The organism is Streptomyces abyssalis, from assembly GCF_001751365.1.
Classification (GTDB): domain Bacteria; phylum Actinomycetota; class Actinomycetes; order Streptomycetales; family Streptomycetaceae; genus Streptomyces; species Streptomyces abyssalis.
Genome location: NZ_LJGT01000038.1, coordinates 707892 through 726593, shown reverse-complemented (window position 1 = coordinate 726593; position 18702 = coordinate 707892). Strand labels below are relative to the sequence as shown.

Below are 18702 nucleotides of genomic sequence, written 5' to 3'. Positions count from 1 at the left end.
GCTTCCGTCCATGACGGATCAGGCGAACTCCCCGCGCGTGGTGGTCGGAGGCGCGATTTGCGACCAAGGGCGGCTACTCGCCGCACGGCGCACAGCTCCTCCTGCACTGGCGGGACGTTGGGAGCTACCTGGCGGCAAGGTCGAGCCAGGTGAGACCCCGGATCAGGCACTCGTGCGCGAGCTACGCGAGGAACTGGGCATCGAAATCGAGGCCCTTGCACGGGTACCGGGTGCGTGGCCTTTGAACCAGAACCTTGTACTGCACGTTTGGCAGGCACGTCTCCTCAAGGGCGAGCCTCAACCGCTCCAAGATCACGATGAGTTGCGTTGGCTCGCCCCTGATGAGGCCTTTGATGTCGACTGGCTGGAGCAAGACCGACCGGCTGTACGTGCGGTTATGGAGACACTCACGCACTCAGCAGCTCAGTAACTGCCGTCGGCATGCCTACGTGTGAGTGATGGAAGAGTAGGTCAAGACATCAGCCGGAAGTTCGTGGTTGAGCTTCCAAACTATGGCCATTGGTTTGCTTCCCTTGTGGCTCACGTATTCAACTGGACCGAGAAGGGTCGACGGGTGCGGCCTTCCAATGTCAGTTGTCTTGTACCGACGTACGAAGAGCAGGACTTGCGATCCCCGCGTCTGATGGTTCTGGTACCTCTTCCCTACCTCAGACGTGGGCGACGTGGCGTTCTGGGACTCCCAGTGGAAAAGATCCGGGCCCATTGCGTAGTCCTGGTACCGGGTCTCTGGAGAGAAGTCTTTCTCCTCCTTCTCGAGCGTCACAAACAGTGCATCCGTCTTCTCTGCCTTGCACCATTTTGCCCCCTCGCGGAAGTTGTTCGGAAGGGCGCCACCCAACTCAGCCTCGCCCAGGGCGGGTAGGTACTCCTCGCGGCTGTATGCACAGTGCACTAGGAGCGTCTCTGGAAGTCGGTCATCGCGTATCGGAAGCGTCTCGGTGTGTTCCAGATTGTACTTCAGAACTTGCCTTACTTCATGGCGAAAGTGGGTCTGCTCCCTCAGCGTTGACAACCCTTCCTCGTAGCTGGAAAAGCCGCCGCCCCCAGGCCACAAGGAGAAGAAGAGCATGCGAGCGAACGCCTGGTCCGAATCACTCAACTCATCGTAGGGCGTGGCATCGTCTTCGAGTACTCGCTGATATGCATGCACGCGGAATGAATCATCTACGTGCAGGAAGGCGAACACGCGCTTGAGGAGTTCCCCCTCGCCCTGCGGCGCAGGCGAGGGCAACAAGTCTGCCCGCCGAAGAAGCGTGGTCCACGAGGACTCCTTCCCACGGTACAGCTCCTTGAGGTCCCGCCCGGTCTCTTGCAAATATTCTGCGAGTTCGAGCGTGCCCACCTCCCGGACCTCCTCGGCAAGGCGCTTGACGTTGACGTCTATCTGGGATCGAATGTTTTCTACTACTCGTTCCTTTGACTTCTTGTCGAGAATCAGTCGGCAGCCGGCCGGAAGGTTGGGGAATCCCGCCTCTGCACTGGCGAGCAGTCGCTTCCGAGTGAGTCCGGTCAAGGACTTGTACTGGGGTTCAAAATGGTATTCTCGTCGGTGTTGACCGATGAAGTCGAGGACGGTCAATACAGGCTTGTTTGCTGTACGACGTAGCCCGCGTCCGAACTGCTGCAGGAAGACAGTTGGGCTTGAAGTAGGCCTGAGTAGCAGGAGAGTGTCGACGTCGGGGATATCCAGTCCCTCATTGAAGAGGTCGACGGAGAAGAGGACTTGAAGCCTGCCAGCCTTGAACTCTTCCAGCGCGTGGTCCCTGGCCTCTTTCGACCAGGTGCCATCCAGTGCCACGGCACGTATCCCTCGGTCGTGGAAATACTGGGCCATATAGTTCGCGTGTTTGACAGTCACGCAGAAGCCCAATGCACGCATCGAGTCGAAGTCGGTGACCTTGTCCCCAAGCGAGCTGAGGATGAGCTCTGCCCTGGGGTCATTTTCTGTGAGAAGGTCGCTTAGTTGGGCAATGTCGTAGCCACCGCCACGCTTCCACTCGACACTTGTGTAGTCGGTATCGTCGGCAATTCCGAAGTAGTGGAAAGGGCTGAGAAGTTGGTTTTCGAGGGCCTCCCAGAGTCGCATCTCTGCTGCGATGCGCCCCTTGAAGTACATGTTGTGTACGTGATTGCCGTCGCCCCGCTCTGGGGTTGCCGTGAGGCCGAGAAACTCTTCCTTTGGGTGAAAGAACTCGATGACTTGTTTGTACGTCTCCGCGGCGCTGTGATGAAATTCGTCGATGACTATGACATCGAAGTGGTCTGCCGTGAACTTGTCACCCAAGGAACCGGATTGAAGTGTCTGAATGCTGGCAAATACGTGTTCATTCTTCTCGGGTGTCGCACCGCCGACGAGTAGCTCGCCGAACCTGCTATCAGACAGCACCTTTCGATACGTGCGCAATGCCTGGTCGAGGATCTCTCTACGATGAGCGATGAAGAGAAGGCGGAGATTTCGACCATGCTTCTCGCGCAAGGACTTGTAGTCGAGTGCAGCCATGACTGTTTTTCCGGTGCCTGTGGCAGCCACGAGCAAGTTCCGATGCGTGCCATGTACTTCTCGCTCGATCGTGAGACGATCCAGCATGTCCTTCTGGTGGGGGAAGGGGCGCACTTCACGACCAGGGAGACTGAGAGCCTGGGCTCCAGTCGTCACAGCGCGGCCTGCCTGCTTTAGTGCCTCGGCAAGCCGCTCACCGTCACGATCGGGATCGTACTCTTCGAATGATGCGTCACCCCAGTACACATCAAAGGTTGCCTCGAACTTGCTCATTACAGAGGGAGTTGCCACAGACGATGCTCTGACGTTCCACTCCAAACCCTCCAGTAGAGCGCTCTTGGAGAGATTGGAACTACCGACATAGGCGGTGTCATAACCTGAGTTTCGACGGAACATCCAAGCTTTGGCGTGCAAGCGCGTGGATCGCACCTCATAGTTGATTTTCACTTCTGCGTCGAACTCGCGAACGAGGCGATCCAATGCGGTTTTTTCCGTCGCGCCCATGTAGGTCGTAGTGATGACGCGAACCGGTACACCGCGATCCTTCGCTTCCTTGAGAGGATCTTCGAGGACACGCAGGCCACGCCACTTCACGAAGGCACAGAGGAGATCGATGCGGTCGGCGCTGGCGATCTCTAGTTCCAACTCACTGCCGAGGCTCGGCTCTTCTGGTGCATTGGTGAAGAGCGCGGATTCCGACAACGGGGTACTGGGGCGGGTCCTGTAGCGATCAGGCGCTTCCTGAGGCTCGCTGAGCGCAAGAAGCTGCCGTGGACCTTCGGTGATGTGAAGGAGGTCTGCGTCGGGGTGCTGAATCTGGCTGCCGAGGGCCTTGAGAATCATGTTGGCGGCCAGCACCTGCTCCACCGTCGTGAGTCCTGTGAGCGCCTGTTCCACCATGGAGCCCACATGACGGGCGAGTGCGTGCGGCGCTAACTCCGTGGCCACAGCTTCGTCTATGACGTTCCAACCGCCATCGCGTAGCTCATCTATGTGGTGTTGCAACTCCCCGGTCACGAGTTGCTCATAGATGCCAGCAGCGGCCCACGACTCATTGAGTGGGTCAACCAAGGGAACCTCTCCTAGATGAGTACTGCGAATGGAAGTTCCCCTGTCTAGCATCCACCGCTGACATGTGAGGGGAGATCAACTAGTCGTTCATACAAGAGGTTTGAGATTCTCACAGGGACAATGAGCTAAGAGGGTTCGTCGGGGTGGTGGTTTGGGGTTGCCTGCGACGGAATGATGCCCCCATGCCCACCCTCGTCGCCTTCCACGCCCACCCCGATGACGAAGTCCTGCTCACCGGCGGGACCCTCGCGCAGGCGGCAGCGCAAGGCCACCGGGTCGTGGTCGTCGTGGCCACCGATGGGCTGATGGGCCAGGTCCCGCACGGCGAGGAGCCGCCGCGGATGGGGGAGTTGAGGGCCGGCGCGGCGGTGCTCGGAGTCGGGCGGGTCGTGCATCTCGGGTACGCGGACAGCGGGCACGGCAAGGAGCTGTACCCCGATCCGCCCGACCGGAGCCGGTTCGTACGGGCGGACACCGAGGAGGCCGCCCGACGGCTGGCGGAGGTGTTGCGGGAGGAGGACGCCGATGTGCTGCTCAGCTATGACGCGAACGGCGGTTACGGCCACCGGGACCATGTGAAGGTGCACCACGTCGGGAAGCGGGCAGCCGAACTCGCCGGAACGCCAAGGGTGTTGGAGGCGACCATGCCGCGGGAGGCGTTCGGCCGGCTGATGAGGCTGGCGCGGCTGCTGAGGATTCCCGTCCGGTACGACGCCGAGGCGCTGAGCAGGATCTACAGCTCACGCACGGACATCACCCACGTCATCGGCGTACGGCGGTACGCCCGGCAGAAGCAGGCCGCGCTCGCCGCGCACCGCAGCGAGGTCGCGAAGGGTACGGGCCGGATCGCTCCCGCGATGCGGGCGCTCGTGCGGCTTCCGGTGCCGTTGTTCGGGCTGCTGCTCGGCCGCGAGTGGTTCGTGGAGGCGGGGCCGGTGCGCAGGAGTACGAACCGGTAGCAGGGCCTACGCCGGCTGGTCACGTACGGCCGAAGCCGCCTGGTCACGTACGGCCGAAGCCCGCAGTCACGTACGCCGGTTGGCGACGCCCGTCGCGTACGCGTCCAACGTGGCCCGGTCGGGAACGATGCCCGCGACCGGTGGAAGCACCTTGCCGCCGGCGCTGCCGGCGTCCAGCGCGACGCCGCAGGGCCGCCCGGCGGCCGGTATGACGGAGTCGAGGAGTCGCCAGCCCTGCACCTTCCGGTACTCCCAGCCCTGCTTGCCCTCCTCCTCGGAGGTGGCGGGCTGCCGGATGCCGATCTCGGCGTCGCTGCCCTTCTTCGCGAACCGCGCCAGGCTCTTGACGTCGGAGAAGGCCAGAATCCAGCGAATGCCGCCGAGTTCGGCGGACCAGATGCCGCCCTGGTCGTCGAGCGGTACGAGCACGGTGCGGTGACGGAAGCCGTCGAGGAAGGCGGTGAACTCCGGCCGCGCGGCGGCCGCGTCGTCACGGACCTGCTGCTCGGCAGCAACCATGTCGGTCAGTTGCACGACTGCCCCCAACCCTCTGCTGCCTCACCGGTCCCAACTGGGGGCATGCTGGCAGCGATACGAAGTCACCGCAAGTATGTGCTAGTCGTGCTGCGGATACATGGAGTGAGGGAGCTTGGGCCGCTTTGTGCGCCCGGAGACCCGAACGGCCCCGGCCCGGCGACCAGTTGACCGCTCACCGCGCGCCGTTCCCCTCCCCCGGCCCTCACCTGCGGCGCCGCTACCGGACGGGAAACTGCTGCGCCCCGTACGCTCCGTACGCCGGCGGCGCCCCGCCCCAACCCGGCGGCCCCGGGGGCCCCGTCGGCCGGTAGCGGTTGAGGTTGACCGCCGCCGAGGCCGTCGGCGGGCCCGCGACGCCGTGCCGCTGCCAGACGTGGTGCAGGAGTTCCTGCTCGCGGGCCTGGAAGTCGGGCGCCGGCGACCCGTGGAGCGCGCGGGCGCGCAGCAGTGCCAGCGAGGTGGCGAAGTGCTGGTATTCGGCGACCGTACGGGCACCGGACGGCCCGTGCGTACGGCGGGCGAGCGTACGGGCCGCCGCCCGCGCCCGCATGGAGGCCAGCCCCCACGGCTCGGGCGCGGAGAACCAGCCGGCCGCGGCATACGCGGGAAGGGTGTCGCGGACGGTACGGAGCTCCAGGCGCCGCGACCAGACCGCAAGCCAGGTCAGTGCGGCGAAGACCGGGATCATGAAGAGGGCGTAGACGAAGAGGAACGTGAAGTCCGGCAGCGACGCGGAGCCGTTCCATATCGCGTGCAGCAGCGACGCCGCCAGCAGTCCGAGGACCGGGATGAGGATGCGCAATGCGCGTCCCATGCCGGGCAGCGCGGCGACGATGCCGACGGCGATGCCCGTCAGCGCGGTGAAGAGGGGGTGTGCGAAGGGAGCCACGATGATGCGGATGAAGAAGGTCATCGCGGTCACCGACTCGTGCAGCGCGTCCGGGCCGAGGAGTTGGTCCTCGCCGAAGGCGGTGCCGAGGTAGAGCACGTTCTCGGTGAAGGCGAAGCCTGTGGCGGTGATGCCCGCGAGTGCGATGCCGGATATGACGCCGTTGAAGTCGCGCCGCCGGAAGAAGAAGAGGAGCAGGATGGCGGCGCCCTTGGCGGTCTCCTCGACGATCGGTGCGATGACGGTGGAGCCCAGCAGGTCCGCACGGGGTTCGACGTCGCCGTCGGCGAGGGACGTGACGAGCCAGGTCGTGGCGAGGCTGTTGGTGAGGAGGGCGACGAGTGTCGCCGCGAACGCGCCCCACGCGAAGGCGAAGAAGTGGTTGCGCCAGGGGGTCGGCTCGACGCCGTCGATCCACCGGAACGCGGCGATGAGCAGCGGGACCGGCAGCACGGCCAGGCCGAGACCGACGAGGAGGCCGAGAGTGCCGGTCTGCTGCCGTACGAGGCCGAGGATGACCAGGCCGCAGAGCGCGAGCACCGTGACGAGGGTCAGCAGGCGGAGCGTGCGGCGGTGGCGGTGCCACCAGGAGGGGGCCGCGGGCGCGCGGTAGCGCCAGTCCGCCGGGGAGGCGGGCATCGCGGGGAACTGGGGCTGCTGGGCCCAGGCCGGGACGGGGTGCGTGTAGGAGTGCGGCTGGGGCTGCTGGCCGGGTTGCGGGCCTGGTTGCGGACCTGGATGTCCGCCGGGTTGCGGGCCGGGCTGCGGACCTGGGTGTCCGCCCGGTTGCGGACCGGGTTGCGGGGGAGGGCCGCCGTACGGCTGGGGTTGCGGCTGCCGCACCTGGGCCGGGTCCTGAGCCTGCGGTTGCTGTGCCGGTTGGGGCGCTGTGTGCCGGGGTTGGGGGGTCGGCGGCGTGTTCGTCGCGTCCGTGGGGTGCGTCGCGTCCGCCGCGTCCGGGGCCGTTCCCTCCCGGTTGTCGCGGTCCGACGTGGGCGTGTCCGTACCCGCGGCGTCCGGCCCCTCCGGAGAGGGACGGTCAGCCTGCGGGGGCGCGTCTCGCGCGCCGGAAGGTTGGTCGTCCACCACTCGACAGTAACGAGGCGGGCGGCGGCCCGGAGCGGAGTGCCCCGGATTGACGGACGGAGGCTTCGGACAGGGCCGCGCGGGGTGATCAGAAACCGGTTTATTCACCCGTTTGGAGTGATTTGACGATGAATGTTCTGGTACGGGCGTGCGAGCGCCGTCAAGCCGCGTTTGCCTGGAAACGGAGTGATACGCCATTGGGAGTAGGAGGCTCTTCATGATCTCCCAGGAGCAGATCCCCGCGGTGGTCGATCACATGATCTACGACCCCGACGGCAAGAAGATCGGCGAGGCCCGCCACGTCTTCCTCGACGAGCGCACGGGCGAGCCGGAGTGGGCCACGGTCCGCACCGGGCTCTTCGGCACTCAGGAGACGTTCGTACCCATTCATGAGGGCCGCGTCGTCGGTGACAACATCGAGGTGCCTTTCGCCAGGACGAAGGTGAAGGACGCACCCCACATGGACGTCTCGAAGGGCCGCCTCACCGAGCAGCAGGAGCGCGAGCTCTACAACTTCTACGGCTTCGACTGGGACGGCACACAGGGGCCGGCCGAAGGAGAGGCCGGGGTTCAGGGGACGGACACGGATATGGACACGGGTACGGCTGCCGGCGCCGGCGCAGCGGGTGCGGCCGGGGCCGCGGGAGCGGCGGGAGCCGCGTCCACAGGCACGATGCCGTACGAGCGTGAAGGCGCCGGTGCCGACGCAGGCGCGGCTGCCGCTTACGCGACCGGACAGGATGCCATGACCCGTTCCGAGGAGCGACTGCACATCGGCACGGAGCGGTACGAGACGGGTCGTGCGCGCCTGCTGAAGTACGTGGTCACGGAGGAGGTCGAGCAGACCGTTCCGGTGCGCCACGAGGAGGTGCGGATCGAGCGGGAGCCGATCACCGACGCCAACAGGGGCGCCGCGATGAGCGGGCCCGAGATCTCCGAGGACGCCTACGAGGTCGTTCTGCACGACGAGCGTCCGGTTGTGGAGACCGAGGCGGTGCCGGTCGAACGGATCCGTCTGGTCACCGAGGAGCACGTCGACCAGGAGACCGTCCGCGGCACCGTCCGCAAGGAGCGCATCGAGGTCGAGGGCATCGACGACTCGGCGTCCTACCGCTCCCAGGACACCGGCTGACGGACGAGGAAGGAAGGGCGGACACGGCGCGAGGGCCGGGCTTCAGGCCCGGCCCTCGCCTCGTCCGGGGCCCGGTCGCGGCCCCCTTCGGCTCGCCTCGTCCGGGGGCCTTGTCGCGTACGGTCCGGTGATCGCCTCGCCGCGTTCGGCAGGTCGCGGTCGTTGCGGTCGCCGTCGTACGGCTGTGTCGCGTCCAGCCGTCCTCAGCGGCGGCGGAAGAGCAGGTCGCGCACCTTGTGGCCCTTGTCCAGGCCCTGCTCCTCGAAGCGCGTACGGGGCCGGACGGCCGGGCGCGGGGCGAAGCCGCCGTCGAGCTGCGTGTTCTCGTACGCGGGATGCCCGGAGAAGACGTCGAGCATCTGCTCGGCGTACGGCTCCCAGTCCGTCGCGCAGTGCACCAGCGCGCCCGAACGCAGTGGGACTGCCGCGAGGTCGAGGAACTCGGGCTGGATCAGGCGCCGTTTGTGGTGCCGCTTCTTGGGCCAGGGGTCGGGGAAGTAGACGCGGAGGCCGGAGAGGGATTCGGGGGCGAGCATCTCGCGGAGCAGGATGATCGCATCGCCGTTGCCCACACGGATGTTGGTCAGCCCGCGTTCCTCGGCGAGGCGGAGCAGGTTGCCCTGGCCGGGGGTGTGCACGTCGACGGCGAGGATGCCGGTGTCCGGGTCGGCGGCGGCCATTTCGGCCGTGGCCTCACCCATGCCGAAGCCGATCTCCAGGACGACGGGGCGGTCTTCACGCGCGGGCGGGGGCGCGGGTGCATCCGCATGCCCGTCCGCATGTTCAGGGCCCCGCTGCTCGGGGGCGTTCGCGTCGTCCCCGGCATCCCCGGCATCCCCACCGTCCGCGTAATCCGCGTCGTCCGCGAACAGCTCGGACAGATCGATGCGGCGCTGCCCGTCGATGTCGAAGCCCCAGCGTGGCCAGAGCCGGCGCAGCGCGGCCCGCTGCCCCGAGGTCACACGGCTGCGGCGGGGCTGGAAGCTGCGGATTCGGCGCTCGTGGTGCGAACCGGCCGGGTCGGCCGACGGGCCGGTGCCGTCCGGGAACATCACAGGTTTCTCAAGTCTCTCAGGCTTCTCACGCACAGTACTTCCACTGTAAGGGCGCTGCGTACGGCGCCGGAACCGCTGCGGCCGTGGGCGCCCGGGGCGCGCGGGCGGGCGCTCAGCGGGCGGCCGGCTCCAGTGCGTTCAGCGCGCTCAGGGCACGTGACGCCACTTCGCGGCCGATCGGCAGCGAAGCCGTGGCCGCGGGGGACGGTGCGTTGAGGACATGGACGGCGTGCGGGCCTTCGGTGATCAGGAAGTCGTCGACGAGGGTCCCGTCGTGCAGCACCGCCTGTGCGCGCACTCCCGCGGGAGCGGGGACCAAGTCGCCCTCGGAGACCTCCGGGAGCAGCCGCCGCACAGCCTCGGTGAACGCGCGCTTGGAGAGGGAACGGTGCAACTCGCCCACCCCGTAACGCCAGTGGCGGCGCGCCATGCGCCATGTGCCCGGGTGGGCGAGGACCGCGGCCAGCTCGGAGGGGCGCACCGTGCGCCAGTCGTAACCCTCGAGCGCGAGCGCGGGAACGGCGTTGGGCCCGATGTGGACGCCGCCGTCGACGCCGCGCGTGAGATGGACGCCGAGGAAGGGGAAGGCCGGGTCGGGCACGGGATAGACGAGCCCGCGCACGAGATCCTCGCGGGCACGGGTCAGTTCGAAGTACTCGCCGCGGAACGGGACGATGCGCGCGGCCGGTTCGTCGCCGGTCAGCTGAGCCACCCGTGCGCAGTGCAGGCCCGCGCAGTTGACCATCGCGCGGGCCCGTACGACGGAGGAACCCGGCGGTGAATGACCCGGCGCCAGGGAACCGGCCGGTGAGGAACCGGCGGGCGTGGCGTCTTCCTCGGACACTCGTACGGCCACGCCCGTGCCCGCACGGCGCCGGACGGCCGTGACCTGCGAGCCGTAACGGATCTCCGCTCCGCCCTCCTGGGCGAGCCGCGCGAGCTGCCCGGCGACCGCGCCGAAGTCGCAGACCCCCGTGGTGCCCACGTCGATGGCGGCCAGGCCGCGCACGTGCGGCTCGCGTGCGGCGATCTGCGCGGGCCCCAACTCCCGTACGGGAATGCCGTGCTGCCTGCCGCGCTGGATCAGGGCGTGCAGCCGGGGGAGCTCCTCGCGGTCGGTGGCGACGATCAGCTTGCCCGTGACCTCGTGCGGGATTCCGTACTCCGCGCAGAAGGCCGTCATCTCGGCCGCGCCGCGCACCGCGAAGCGCGCCTTGAGGGAGCCCGGCCGGTAGTAGATCCCGCTGTGGATCACGCCGCTGTTCCGGCCCGTCTGGTGCCGGGCCGGGCCGGGCTCCTTCTCCAGGACGACGACACGTGTGCCTGGCGCGGCACGCGTGATCGCGTACGCCGTCGAGAGGCCGACGATGCCGCCTCCGACGATCACGACATCGCAGTCGTACCCGGGGCGGGGGCGGGCGCCGCGGGAGCTGCCGGGCGTGGCGGGCGCCGGCTCTTGCATGGCTCTCCCCGGAGTGGTGCTGGAGACGCTGGACGAGTGGCGTGGGTGTGACGGGAGGGGCGGGAGGGACGGGCGCGGTCTGCTCGTCGGGGACGAGCCGGTCGTGCCGGTCGTGTCGGTGGAGTCGGTCGTGTCGGTCGAAGCGGGCGTGTCGGCGGGCACGTTCTCCATCATGAACCGCACCACTGACAACAGGCTGCGACGCAGGTCACGATGCGGGCAACCCGGTTCCGCCTCCGTCGGCACGCGTGCCCGTACGGGCGCCGCGCCCGCTCCGGTTGATTCCGCCCGGACGGGCGGCCGTCCTCACGCCGGTGCCGCCAGCAGCGGCCGAGCCTGCTCCCGGAGCTCCGCGACCCGCGGCTCGTCCCCGTACGGCTCCAGACGGTGCAGCAGGTCCCGTACGTACTCGGTGGTGCGGGCCGAGGAGATGCGGCCCGCCACCTCGACGGCACGCGCTCCCGCGGCGCACGCGGCGTCGAGGTTGCCCGACTCCAGCTCGGCGACGGCCGACACGACGAGACGCAGCCCGTGCGAACGTACGAACTCCTCCGTCGGCTTCGACAGCGCCTTCTCGGTGAACCGGCGCACCTGGCGCGGGGCCTTCAGGTCGCGGTAGCACTCGGCGGCGTCGGCGGCGAGCCGGTCGTAGGAGTAGAAGTCCAGCCAGGAGGGGTCGGCGTCGCCTTCACGCGCCCGCTCCAGCCAGCTCTCCGCCCCGGAGAGGGCGGCGGCGCACGCGTGCGAGTCGTTGGCCTTGGCGTGTGCGCGGGCCTCGACGAGGCGGAAGAAACTCATGGTGCGCGCGGTGGCGAGACCGCGGTTGCGCTCCACGGCGGCCTGCGCGAGGTCGACGCCCTCGTCGGCGAAGCCGCGGTAGGTGGCCTGGAGCGACATGGAGGCCAGAACGTACCCGCCGAGCGGGACGTCGGCCGCGGCGCGGGCCAGCCGCAGTGCCTGGATGTAGTAGCGCTGTGCCGCCTCCTGCTGCCCCGTGTCGAAGGCCATCCAGCCCGCGAGGCGCGTGAGTTCGGAGGTGGCGCCGAAGAGGGAGCGGCCGACCTCGTCGGTGTACGCGCCGAGAAGTAACGGCGCCGCGTCCACCCGCAGACACTCCGGGACCATCGACGAACGCCAGTCACCGCCGCCGTACTTGGAGTCCCAGCGGCGTGCCTCGTCCGCGGCCTCGCGAAGCTTGGCGACGTCGGTGTGGCCGACGCGCAGGGCCGCGGCGGGCTCCTGATCGGCCCCGCCGTCAGGGCCGTTGGCTGAGCCGCCGTCCCCGGCGGTGCCGTCCGCCCCGGTGCCGTCCGCCCCGGTGCCGGCTCCCGTGCCGGACGCGGCGGCGGTCTCCGGATCGCGGGCGACGGAACTGTCGGCCGGGGTTATCAGCCACCGGGACGCGGGCGTCGCGTACGCGCTGACCGCGAACGACCCCGCCAGCGACTGCCAGATGCCGCCACCGCCGCGGCGCCCGCCGTGCAGATCCAGACGGTACAGATCGGTGGCGGCCTTCACCGCGGCACGTACGTCGCGTGGGAAGGCGAGGCCGACTTCGGGCGCCGGGTCGGCGTCCGCGAGACCGATCTCATGGAGCGGTACGGGGCGGCCCAGCTTGCTGCCGATCGCCGCCGCGATGAGGTGGGGAGCGGCGCCCTGCGGGACCATTCCCTTGGAGACCCAGCGGGCGACCGACGTCTTGTCGTAGCGGAGCGTCAGACCGCGCTGCGCACCCAAGTCGTTGACCCTGCGGGCGAGTCCGGCGTTGCTGATTCCTGCGAGGGCGAGAACGGTGCCGAGTTTCTCATTCGGCCCGCGTGGCTCCCTGGACATGCGCGCACACCCCTGACACACACCAACGGCCGCCCCGCCGGCCGGTGCGAACCGGCGGCAAGGCACCTGCTACCCGCGGGAGACCCGCGGGATGCCTCCCTGGAGACCGGACCTCTGCGGCAGGCACGGCGCGGGACGCACTGAGGACTTAGCGTAGTTCGCCGCATCCCTACCGTTAAGGGGCGCTGGACGGGATGGCGGGATTCGTGTCCGTGCGCAGGGTGGCGTCGGGCGGTGTGGAGAAGCCCGGAGCTGTGTACGGTCTGTCGCCGGATGCCGGCCCTCGTGACAGTCCGAGCGTGCGGCGACGGTGGGGCCGCGGACGGACGGTGGAGACCAACGGGCCCGTCGGCGGAGCGTCTTGGGGCCAGTGGTGGTGGGGGGTGGCGCGTTGGTGGCGCGTCGGCGGTGGGCCGATGCGGCCCGGCGGGCTGCCGTGGGGACCGCGGGCGGACGCCGCAGAGGCCGGCAGAGTGGCGGGGTGATTCTTCGCGTGTGCGTCTGTGCCCGTGCCTTTGCCTCTGCCTTGCTCCCGTCGCATCGGTCATTCCTGATGTATCTGCTTCTGACCGTTTGTGCGTTGGTGCTCCTTGGTCTGCATCGGTGTGAGCTGATGTGCCGGTTCTTGTCCGTATATGGCGCGTGTGTGTCCGGGTGGGTGCGTACGTGCGTCCGTCACGTGCCAACTGCCGCAGGACGCCCGGGAACAGGCCGAAATCCGTGTGAAGAAATCGTCGGATAAGGGTGCCGCGGCCGGTGCCTCCCGTGCTCCGGGTGTGTGGTCGTGCGCCTGTCCATGCGCCTGTGCGGCGCGTCGGGCGGGAGCTTCCATGAGAAGTGCGTGGGTCGGCCCGCTGAACTGGACCAGCGGGCTGGGGGAAACCGCCGCCCCGCTCCCCGCGGGCGACGGTCCGGCCCGGGAAGTTGGAGAAGCCTTCCCGGGCCGGCGAACCCCGCCGGTGCGCCTCCAATTTGGCCTTCCCTGCTTCCCCCTGCCGCCTTCTCCGCCTTCTCCGCCTTCTCCGTCCTCGCCGTCTTCCTGCTTTCTCCGTCTTCCCGGTCTTTCCCTTGCCCTCTCCCGGGACGCCGTCGAGCAGCCGTCGGGCACGCCGCCGCTTCACCTTCAAATCCCTCACAGTTCCGGCACGTTCTCGTGTGCCCTCGGTTCCGACGGCTGCCGATCGGTGCCGTGCCCCCGGCCCGGACGTCCGGCAGCGGTACGGGGATCGCCGACGTACGTCCGTCCGGGCATCGCTGCCGTGCGGACGTACCAGCGCGGTGAACACGGGGCGTAGGAATCCGGGTCCACCGAAACGGACTCCGAGGTCGGTGCAACGCACGGCCGCGCTCTGATACTTGGCCGAATAACATCGGTCAGCCGTGCGGTGCCGCGAGCCGAAGCCAGCGGAATATGCCTTACGTCCGGGTGCCGTCCCGGCGCCGTCCCGTGGCCGTACGGGCGGAGGTCCGAGGAGAGCACGGGGGCTGCCGCCCAGCTCCCGTCCGGCCGTCACCGAACCCGCCGCGCCTCCCGTCCGCGCGGTCCGCCCGGCGCACGTGCCGTGCAACCCACCTTCATGAGCGGCGCGTTGGGGCCAGATATGCGCCCCTTTCACGCCTCTCGTGCACCCTTCTCGTGGCAACATGGCCGCAGGGCAGCACAAGTTCCCCGCCGGAGGCAGGGGGAGAAGCCTCTCCCTGGGGGAAGGCAGGCCCACGACGGCGTCACTCAGGCAGCGGAGGCGGGCGGCGATGCGATGGTTGGTGGGATGGAGCAGCGCCGCTCCGGGACGCGGACAGTACACGCCGGGTTCGCTGGAGCCGGTGGGCGCACAGCTTCTGTGGAGTGACCCCGACCCGCTCTGGGCGGTGGGTGACTGGCGTCCTGACGAGGTACGGATCGTCGAGGCCGACGCCGCCAACCGCCTTGCCGTATTCGGATGTTGCGGCGCCAGCGACGAAGAACTGCGTGTGGGCCTCTCCGCCGCACGCGGCGGTGCGTACCGGCATCTCACGGCCTGGCCCGGCAGTTACACCGCGGTCGCGTGCGTCGGCCGTCGCCTCACCGTCGCGGCCGACCTCGCGGGTGCCCGTCCCGTCTTCCACACCCCGTGGGACGGCGGCACCGCGTACGCCACCGCCGCCCTGCCGCTCGCCGACCTCACCGAGGCGCAGCTCGACATCGGTCATCTCGGCGCGCTGCTCGCCTGTCCCGACTCGCCGGAGGCGCTCGGAGACGGCACCCCGTACGAGGGCGTGCGCCGCGTACCGCCCGGCCATGCGCTGATCCTGCGCGAAGGCAGCCGTGAGATCACGAGTTACGAGCCGGCGTCGTCGCTCGTCGTCTCCGCCCCGCCGCCCGTGGACCCGGAGACAGCGGTCGCGCGTGTGCGGGACGCGCTGGTGGAGGCCGTACGGGCGCGGCTGGCGGCGCCGCGGCACGCGTCGGAGAGCGACCTGGGACACGGCTACGGCGCCGGATACGGCGGAGCCGCGTACGGAGACGCCGCGTACGGAGACGCCGCGAACGGAGACGCCGCGTACGGAGATGCCGCGTACGGCGAACGGGCCTACGCCGAACGGGCGTTCAGCGACGAGAGCCATCCCGCGAGTGCGTACGGGCACGATGCGCACAGGCACGACGCGTACGCCCACGACGCGTACGGAGGCGGCCAGTACGGGGCCGACTCGTACGGAGGCGACTCATACGCCGGCGCCTCGTATGTCCACGACTCGTACGGGCGTGTGCCGTACGCCCGCGAGGGCCCTCCGCGCCCCCACGACGGCTCCGCGTACAACGGCAGCGGTCCCGGTCCGGGTCCCGGTCCCGGTCCCGGTCCGGGCGGGCCCGGGCGGACGACCGCCGGTCCGTCAGGCGGCCCCCGCAACGGCCGTGCCGCCCACGGCATGGACGGCCGCGACCCGGGCCCTGTCCCCGGTATGGGCCCCGCCGACCGGCGCGCCGCACGCGGCGGCCCCGCGCCCGGTGTGGGCGCCGACCTGTCGGGCGGGCCCGCCTCCGGCACTCTCGCCCTGCTCGCCGCCGGGCTGCCCGGGGTGCCGGGGACCGTGCACGGCGCACTGGACGGCACGGAAGGGGGCGCGCGGCTGCTGGCCGTTACCTTCAACGACCTTGCCACCAGCGGCGGTTCGGACGGTTCGGCAACGGCCGAGCTCGAACGGGCGCGCAGCATCGCGGACGACCCCCGTCTGCATCACGTCGTCGTCGCAGCCGGTGAAGAGGCCTTGCCCTTCGCCGAGTTGGAGGGGCCTCTCACGGATGAGCCGGGTCCGTCGCTCGTCGTCGCGGACAGGCACCGCCAGCGGCTGGCGGTCGGCAGCTCGGACCACTTCGTCGGGTACGGCGCCCGTCAGGTGCTGGACGCTCACCCGGCTCGTCTCGCGGACCTGCTGATGGATCGTCGCAGACGTCATCTCCTGCGTCCTGTCGCGGCGTTGGCGCGCGCCGAGGACGTACCGCCTGGGCGGTCGGTCCTGGTGCCGTGGACGGTCTACAGGGCTGCGCGCAAGCTCGCCCGCACGCAGTACAGGGACGGCGTCACCGCCACCGCCGAGCGGCTGCGATCCGGCGGCTTCGGGCGCGGCGGTTCGGCACGGAACGGCTCCGGGCGGAACTCGGCCTCCCAGGGGCGAGGTTCGGACAACGTCTCGGCGGACGGCTCCGGCTCGGGTTCCGGCCACGGCGCGGGCACGGGGAAAGGTTTTGCCGATCTCGGCGCCTTCGGCGGTGCGGCCGGCTACGGAAGTGAGGGCGCCGTCGGTGCCTCGGTGGCAGCCCTCACCTGGTGCCGTCCCGGCCCTGCGGCCCGTTGGCTGACGGGAGAGGCACTGGCCGAGGTGTCCGTACGGCTCGAGGCGGCGGCCAGGCTCCGCCCCACCGTGGAACGCCCCGGCGACCGGCGCGCCCGCGCCGCCCTCGCCCGGCAGGCCGCGGACCACCGTGTGCTCGAACAGGCCGCCGAGGTCCGCAACCAGCGTCTGCACGCCCCCTTCTACGACAACCAGGTCGTACGGGCCTGCCGCGACCTCCCCGAAGCACTGCGCGTCAAGCCGGGCGCTCGGGCGTCCGTGCTGCGCGCGGTGCTGGCGGGCGCCGGTGTGCACGATCTGCCGGCGGGCTGGGGAGCTCCGTCCCACGCCTACCAGGCGGCATCCGTACGGGCTGGCCTGCGGACCGCCGCCGGCGAACTCATCGAACTCTTCGACTCCCCCCTCCTGGCCGAGGCCGGGCTGGTGGAGGCCCGTGTCGTGCGGAAAGCGATCCGCGCCGCCTCCCAGGGCGAACCGCTGCCCCTCGACGGCCTCGCCGACCTCGTCTCGACCGAGCTGTGGCTGCGCCGCCTCGTCTCCCGGCGCGGCACATGCTGGACCGGCTCCGCCGCGCCACGCCAGCGCGCGGTGGCCTCGGGCGTGCTCCCCGCCGCCCAGCAACGCCCGGCACTCTGAGCAGCGTTCACCATGCCCACGGCGAGCCGGTCGCACCGGGAGGCCATGCCCCACGGCGACCCCGCAGCCCCGGCTCCACTACGGCGGTGACGGCTGCGACCCCTGTGACGGCGGCGGAACGGCGGAGCGCTCCTGATGGATCGCGACGCCGGCCACTACCAGGGCGACGCCTGCCAGTTCGAGCCATGTGGGCGTCTGAGCGAGCACTGCGAACCCGACGGCGACCGCCGTGGCCGGCAGCAGCGAGAGCATGAGCGCGAACGTGGCACGCGGCAGCCGCGCCATGGCGAGCTGATCGCATACGTAGGGGATGACGGAGGAACAGATCCCCACCCCGAACGCGCTCACCAGCAGCACCGGTGACGTGAGCGCCTCCGCCGCGTCACCGATCCCGACGGGAGCCACCACCGCCATCGCCACGAGCATCGCCGCGCCCAGACGGTCGATGCCCGACGCGCCGCCGTCGGCGGCCAGCCGGTGACCCAGCACCACGTACAGCACGAACAGGGCACAGTTGCCGAACGCGAAGGCCAGGCCGAGAGGTTCGGCGGCGAGGTGCACGTCCGTGAGCAGCCAGACCCCGCCGACCGCGATGAACAGCGCGCACGCGTTACGTGCCGTACGCAACCCCAGTGCGGCAAGCAGCACCGGCCCGAGGAACTCGATCGCGCCCACCGTCCCCAACGGCAGCCGCTCCAGGGCGAGATAGAACGAACTGTTCATCAGCCCCAGCACGACCCCCAGCGCCAGAAGCAGCCGCCGACGGCGCCCGGATGACCTCGCCCACACCCGCCACGGCCGACGCCATAGGGCAAAGACGAGCGCGGCGGAGGCACACCGGAGCCAGGCGACCCCCAGCACATCGATCCGGGCGAACAGCAGAACCGCGAACGCCGGCCCTAGGTAGTGGAAGACCGCACTGGTCACGAAGTACGTGGACGGAGGCAGCCGGCCGCCTGACGCGACGGCCTTGGTGCGGGCCCGGGGCTGAGCTTCTCCGCCGGACCGCACGCCACCGCCGCCGGCACGAGCGTCGTCTGCAGCCGGGCCGGTACCGGCGCCGGTCCCTGTACCTGAGCCTGAGCCTGTGAGGAAGCGCGGGAGGTTGACCATGCGTGGCACGATCGCAAGAATCCTCAAGCGGAACCATGTCGAAAAGGAAAGCTATCCGGGAAAGAACTTTCCCGTTGTCTCTGTGAATCACCTCTCGATTGGCGATTATGAAAATGGATGCCGTGGACAGGGCGCTGCTGGTCGAGCTGGATGCGGACCCCCGTCTGCCCACGGCCGAACTGGCCCGGCGTATCGAGGTCTCCGTGCCCACGGCGCGGGACCGTTTGCGCAGGCTCCAGGAGAGCGGCGTCATCCGCGGCTACCGCGTGGACGTCGACCCGGCAGCGCTCGGCTATCCGGTGGCCGCCTTCGTGCGCGTACGGCCCGGGCCAGGGCAGCTGCCCAAGATCGCCGAACTCGCTCGGAGCATCCCCCAGGTCAGCGAGTGCCATCGCGTCACCGGCGAGGACTGCTTTCTGATCAAGGTTCATGCGGCGGACGTCAGCTCGTTCGAGGAAGTCCTCGACCGCTTTCTGTTCCACGGGCAGACGACGACCTCGATCGTCCAGTCCACGCCCGTACCACCCCGGACGCCCGGGCTGGACTGAGCGCCTGAGCGAGCAGGACCGGCGGAGCA

General features: G+C 69.4%; 12 protein-coding genes. 5 read left to right on the top strand and 7 right to left on the bottom strand.

Features of this window, described 5'->3' with window-relative positions:
- Window positions 1-10: 10 nt before the first annotated feature.
- The gene (locus AN215_RS28530; RefSeq protein ID WP_171904160.1) at window positions 11-430 is read left to right on the top strand and encodes a (deoxy)nucleoside triphosphate pyrophosphohydrolase; all 420 of its coding nucleotides are present in this window, start codon (window positions 11-13) and stop codon (window positions 428-430) included.
- A gap of 15 nt (window positions 431-445) precedes the next feature.
- Here the strand turns inward: AN215_RS28530 and AN215_RS10405 are convergent, their stop codons facing one another.
- The gene (locus AN215_RS10405; RefSeq protein WP_079122873.1) at window positions 446-3643 is read right to left on the bottom strand and encodes a DEAD/DEAH box helicase; all 3198 of its coding nucleotides are present in this window, start codon (window positions 3641-3643) and stop codon (window positions 446-448) included.
- Between the two features lie 131 nt (window positions 3644-3774).
- Here AN215_RS10405 and AN215_RS10400 point away from each other — a divergent pair, with 131 nt between their 5' ends.
- Window positions 3775-4551: a PIG-L deacetylase family protein gene (locus AN215_RS10400; protein ID WP_070012901.1), complete on the top strand. Its 777-nt coding sequence runs from the start codon at window positions 3775-3777 to the stop codon at window positions 4549-4551.
- A 66-nt stretch (window positions 4552-4617) separates the two neighbouring features.
- Here the strand turns inward: AN215_RS10400 and AN215_RS10395 are convergent, their stop codons facing one another.
- Both AN215_RS10395 and AN215_RS10390 read right to left on the bottom strand, forming a co-directional pair.
- Window positions 4618-5085 (bottom strand): SseB family protein, encoded by a 468-nt coding sequence (locus AN215_RS10395; protein WP_245694383.1) that lies wholly within the window; start codon window positions 5083-5085, stop codon window positions 4618-4620.
- 220 nt (window positions 5086-5305) lie between these two features.
- Window positions 5306-6616, bottom strand: a complete 1311-nt coding sequence (locus AN215_RS10390) for a PrsW family glutamic-type intramembrane protease (RefSeq protein ID WP_107374359.1) — start codon at window positions 6614-6616, stop codon at window positions 5306-5308.
- Window positions 6617-7280: 664 nt separating this feature from the next.
- On the opposite strand from AN215_RS10390, the gene AN215_RS10385 reads away from it, so the two are divergent.
- Window positions 7281-8195: a PRC and DUF2382 domain-containing protein gene (locus tag AN215_RS10385; protein ID WP_070012903.1), complete on the top strand. Its 915-nt coding sequence runs from the start codon at window positions 7281-7283 to the stop codon at window positions 8193-8195.
- A gap of 203 nt (window positions 8196-8398) precedes the next feature.
- Here AN215_RS10385 and trmB read toward each other — a convergent pair whose 3' ends face one another.
- The 3 genes from trmB to AN215_RS10370 form a co-directional block, all read right to left on the bottom strand.
- Complete coding sequence (trmB, locus tag AN215_RS30300; RefSeq protein WP_245694461.1) at window positions 8399-9247, bottom strand: tRNA (guanosine(46)-N7)-methyltransferase TrmB; 849 nt, start codon at window positions 9245-9247, stop codon at window positions 8399-8401.
- Between the two features lie 115 nt (window positions 9248-9362).
- The gene (gene lhgO / locus AN215_RS10375; protein ID WP_070013831.1) at window positions 9363-10712 is read right to left on the bottom strand and encodes an L-2-hydroxyglutarate oxidase; all 1350 of its coding nucleotides are present in this window, start codon (window positions 10710-10712) and stop codon (window positions 9363-9365) included.
- A 306-nt stretch (window positions 10713-11018) separates the two neighbouring features.
- Window positions 11019-12545 (bottom strand): NsdA family TPR-like regulatory protein, encoded by a 1527-nt coding sequence (locus AN215_RS10370; RefSeq protein WP_070012904.1) that lies wholly within the window; start codon window positions 12543-12545, stop codon window positions 11019-11021.
- A 1752-nt stretch (window positions 12546-14297) separates the two neighbouring features.
- On the opposite strand from AN215_RS10370, the gene AN215_RS30295 reads away from it, so the two are divergent.
- The gene (locus tag AN215_RS30295; RefSeq protein WP_245694382.1) at window positions 14298-17012 is read left to right on the top strand and encodes an asparagine synthase-related protein; all 2715 of its coding nucleotides are present in this window, start codon (window positions 14298-14300) and stop codon (window positions 17010-17012) included.
- 78 nt (window positions 17013-17090) lie between these two features.
- Here the strand turns inward: AN215_RS30295 and AN215_RS10355 are convergent, their stop codons facing one another.
- Window positions 17091-17939: an EamA family transporter gene (locus AN215_RS10355; protein ID WP_245694381.1), complete on the bottom strand. Its 849-nt coding sequence runs from the start codon at window positions 17937-17939 to the stop codon at window positions 17091-17093.
- Between the two features lie 293 nt (window positions 17940-18232).
- Here AN215_RS10355 and AN215_RS10350 point away from each other — a divergent pair, with 293 nt between their 5' ends.
- Entirely contained in the window at window positions 18233-18673 is a 441-nt protein-coding gene (locus tag AN215_RS10350; protein ID WP_070037773.1) for an Lrp/AsnC family transcriptional regulator, read from the top strand.
- Window positions 18674-18702: the final 29 nt, after the last annotated feature.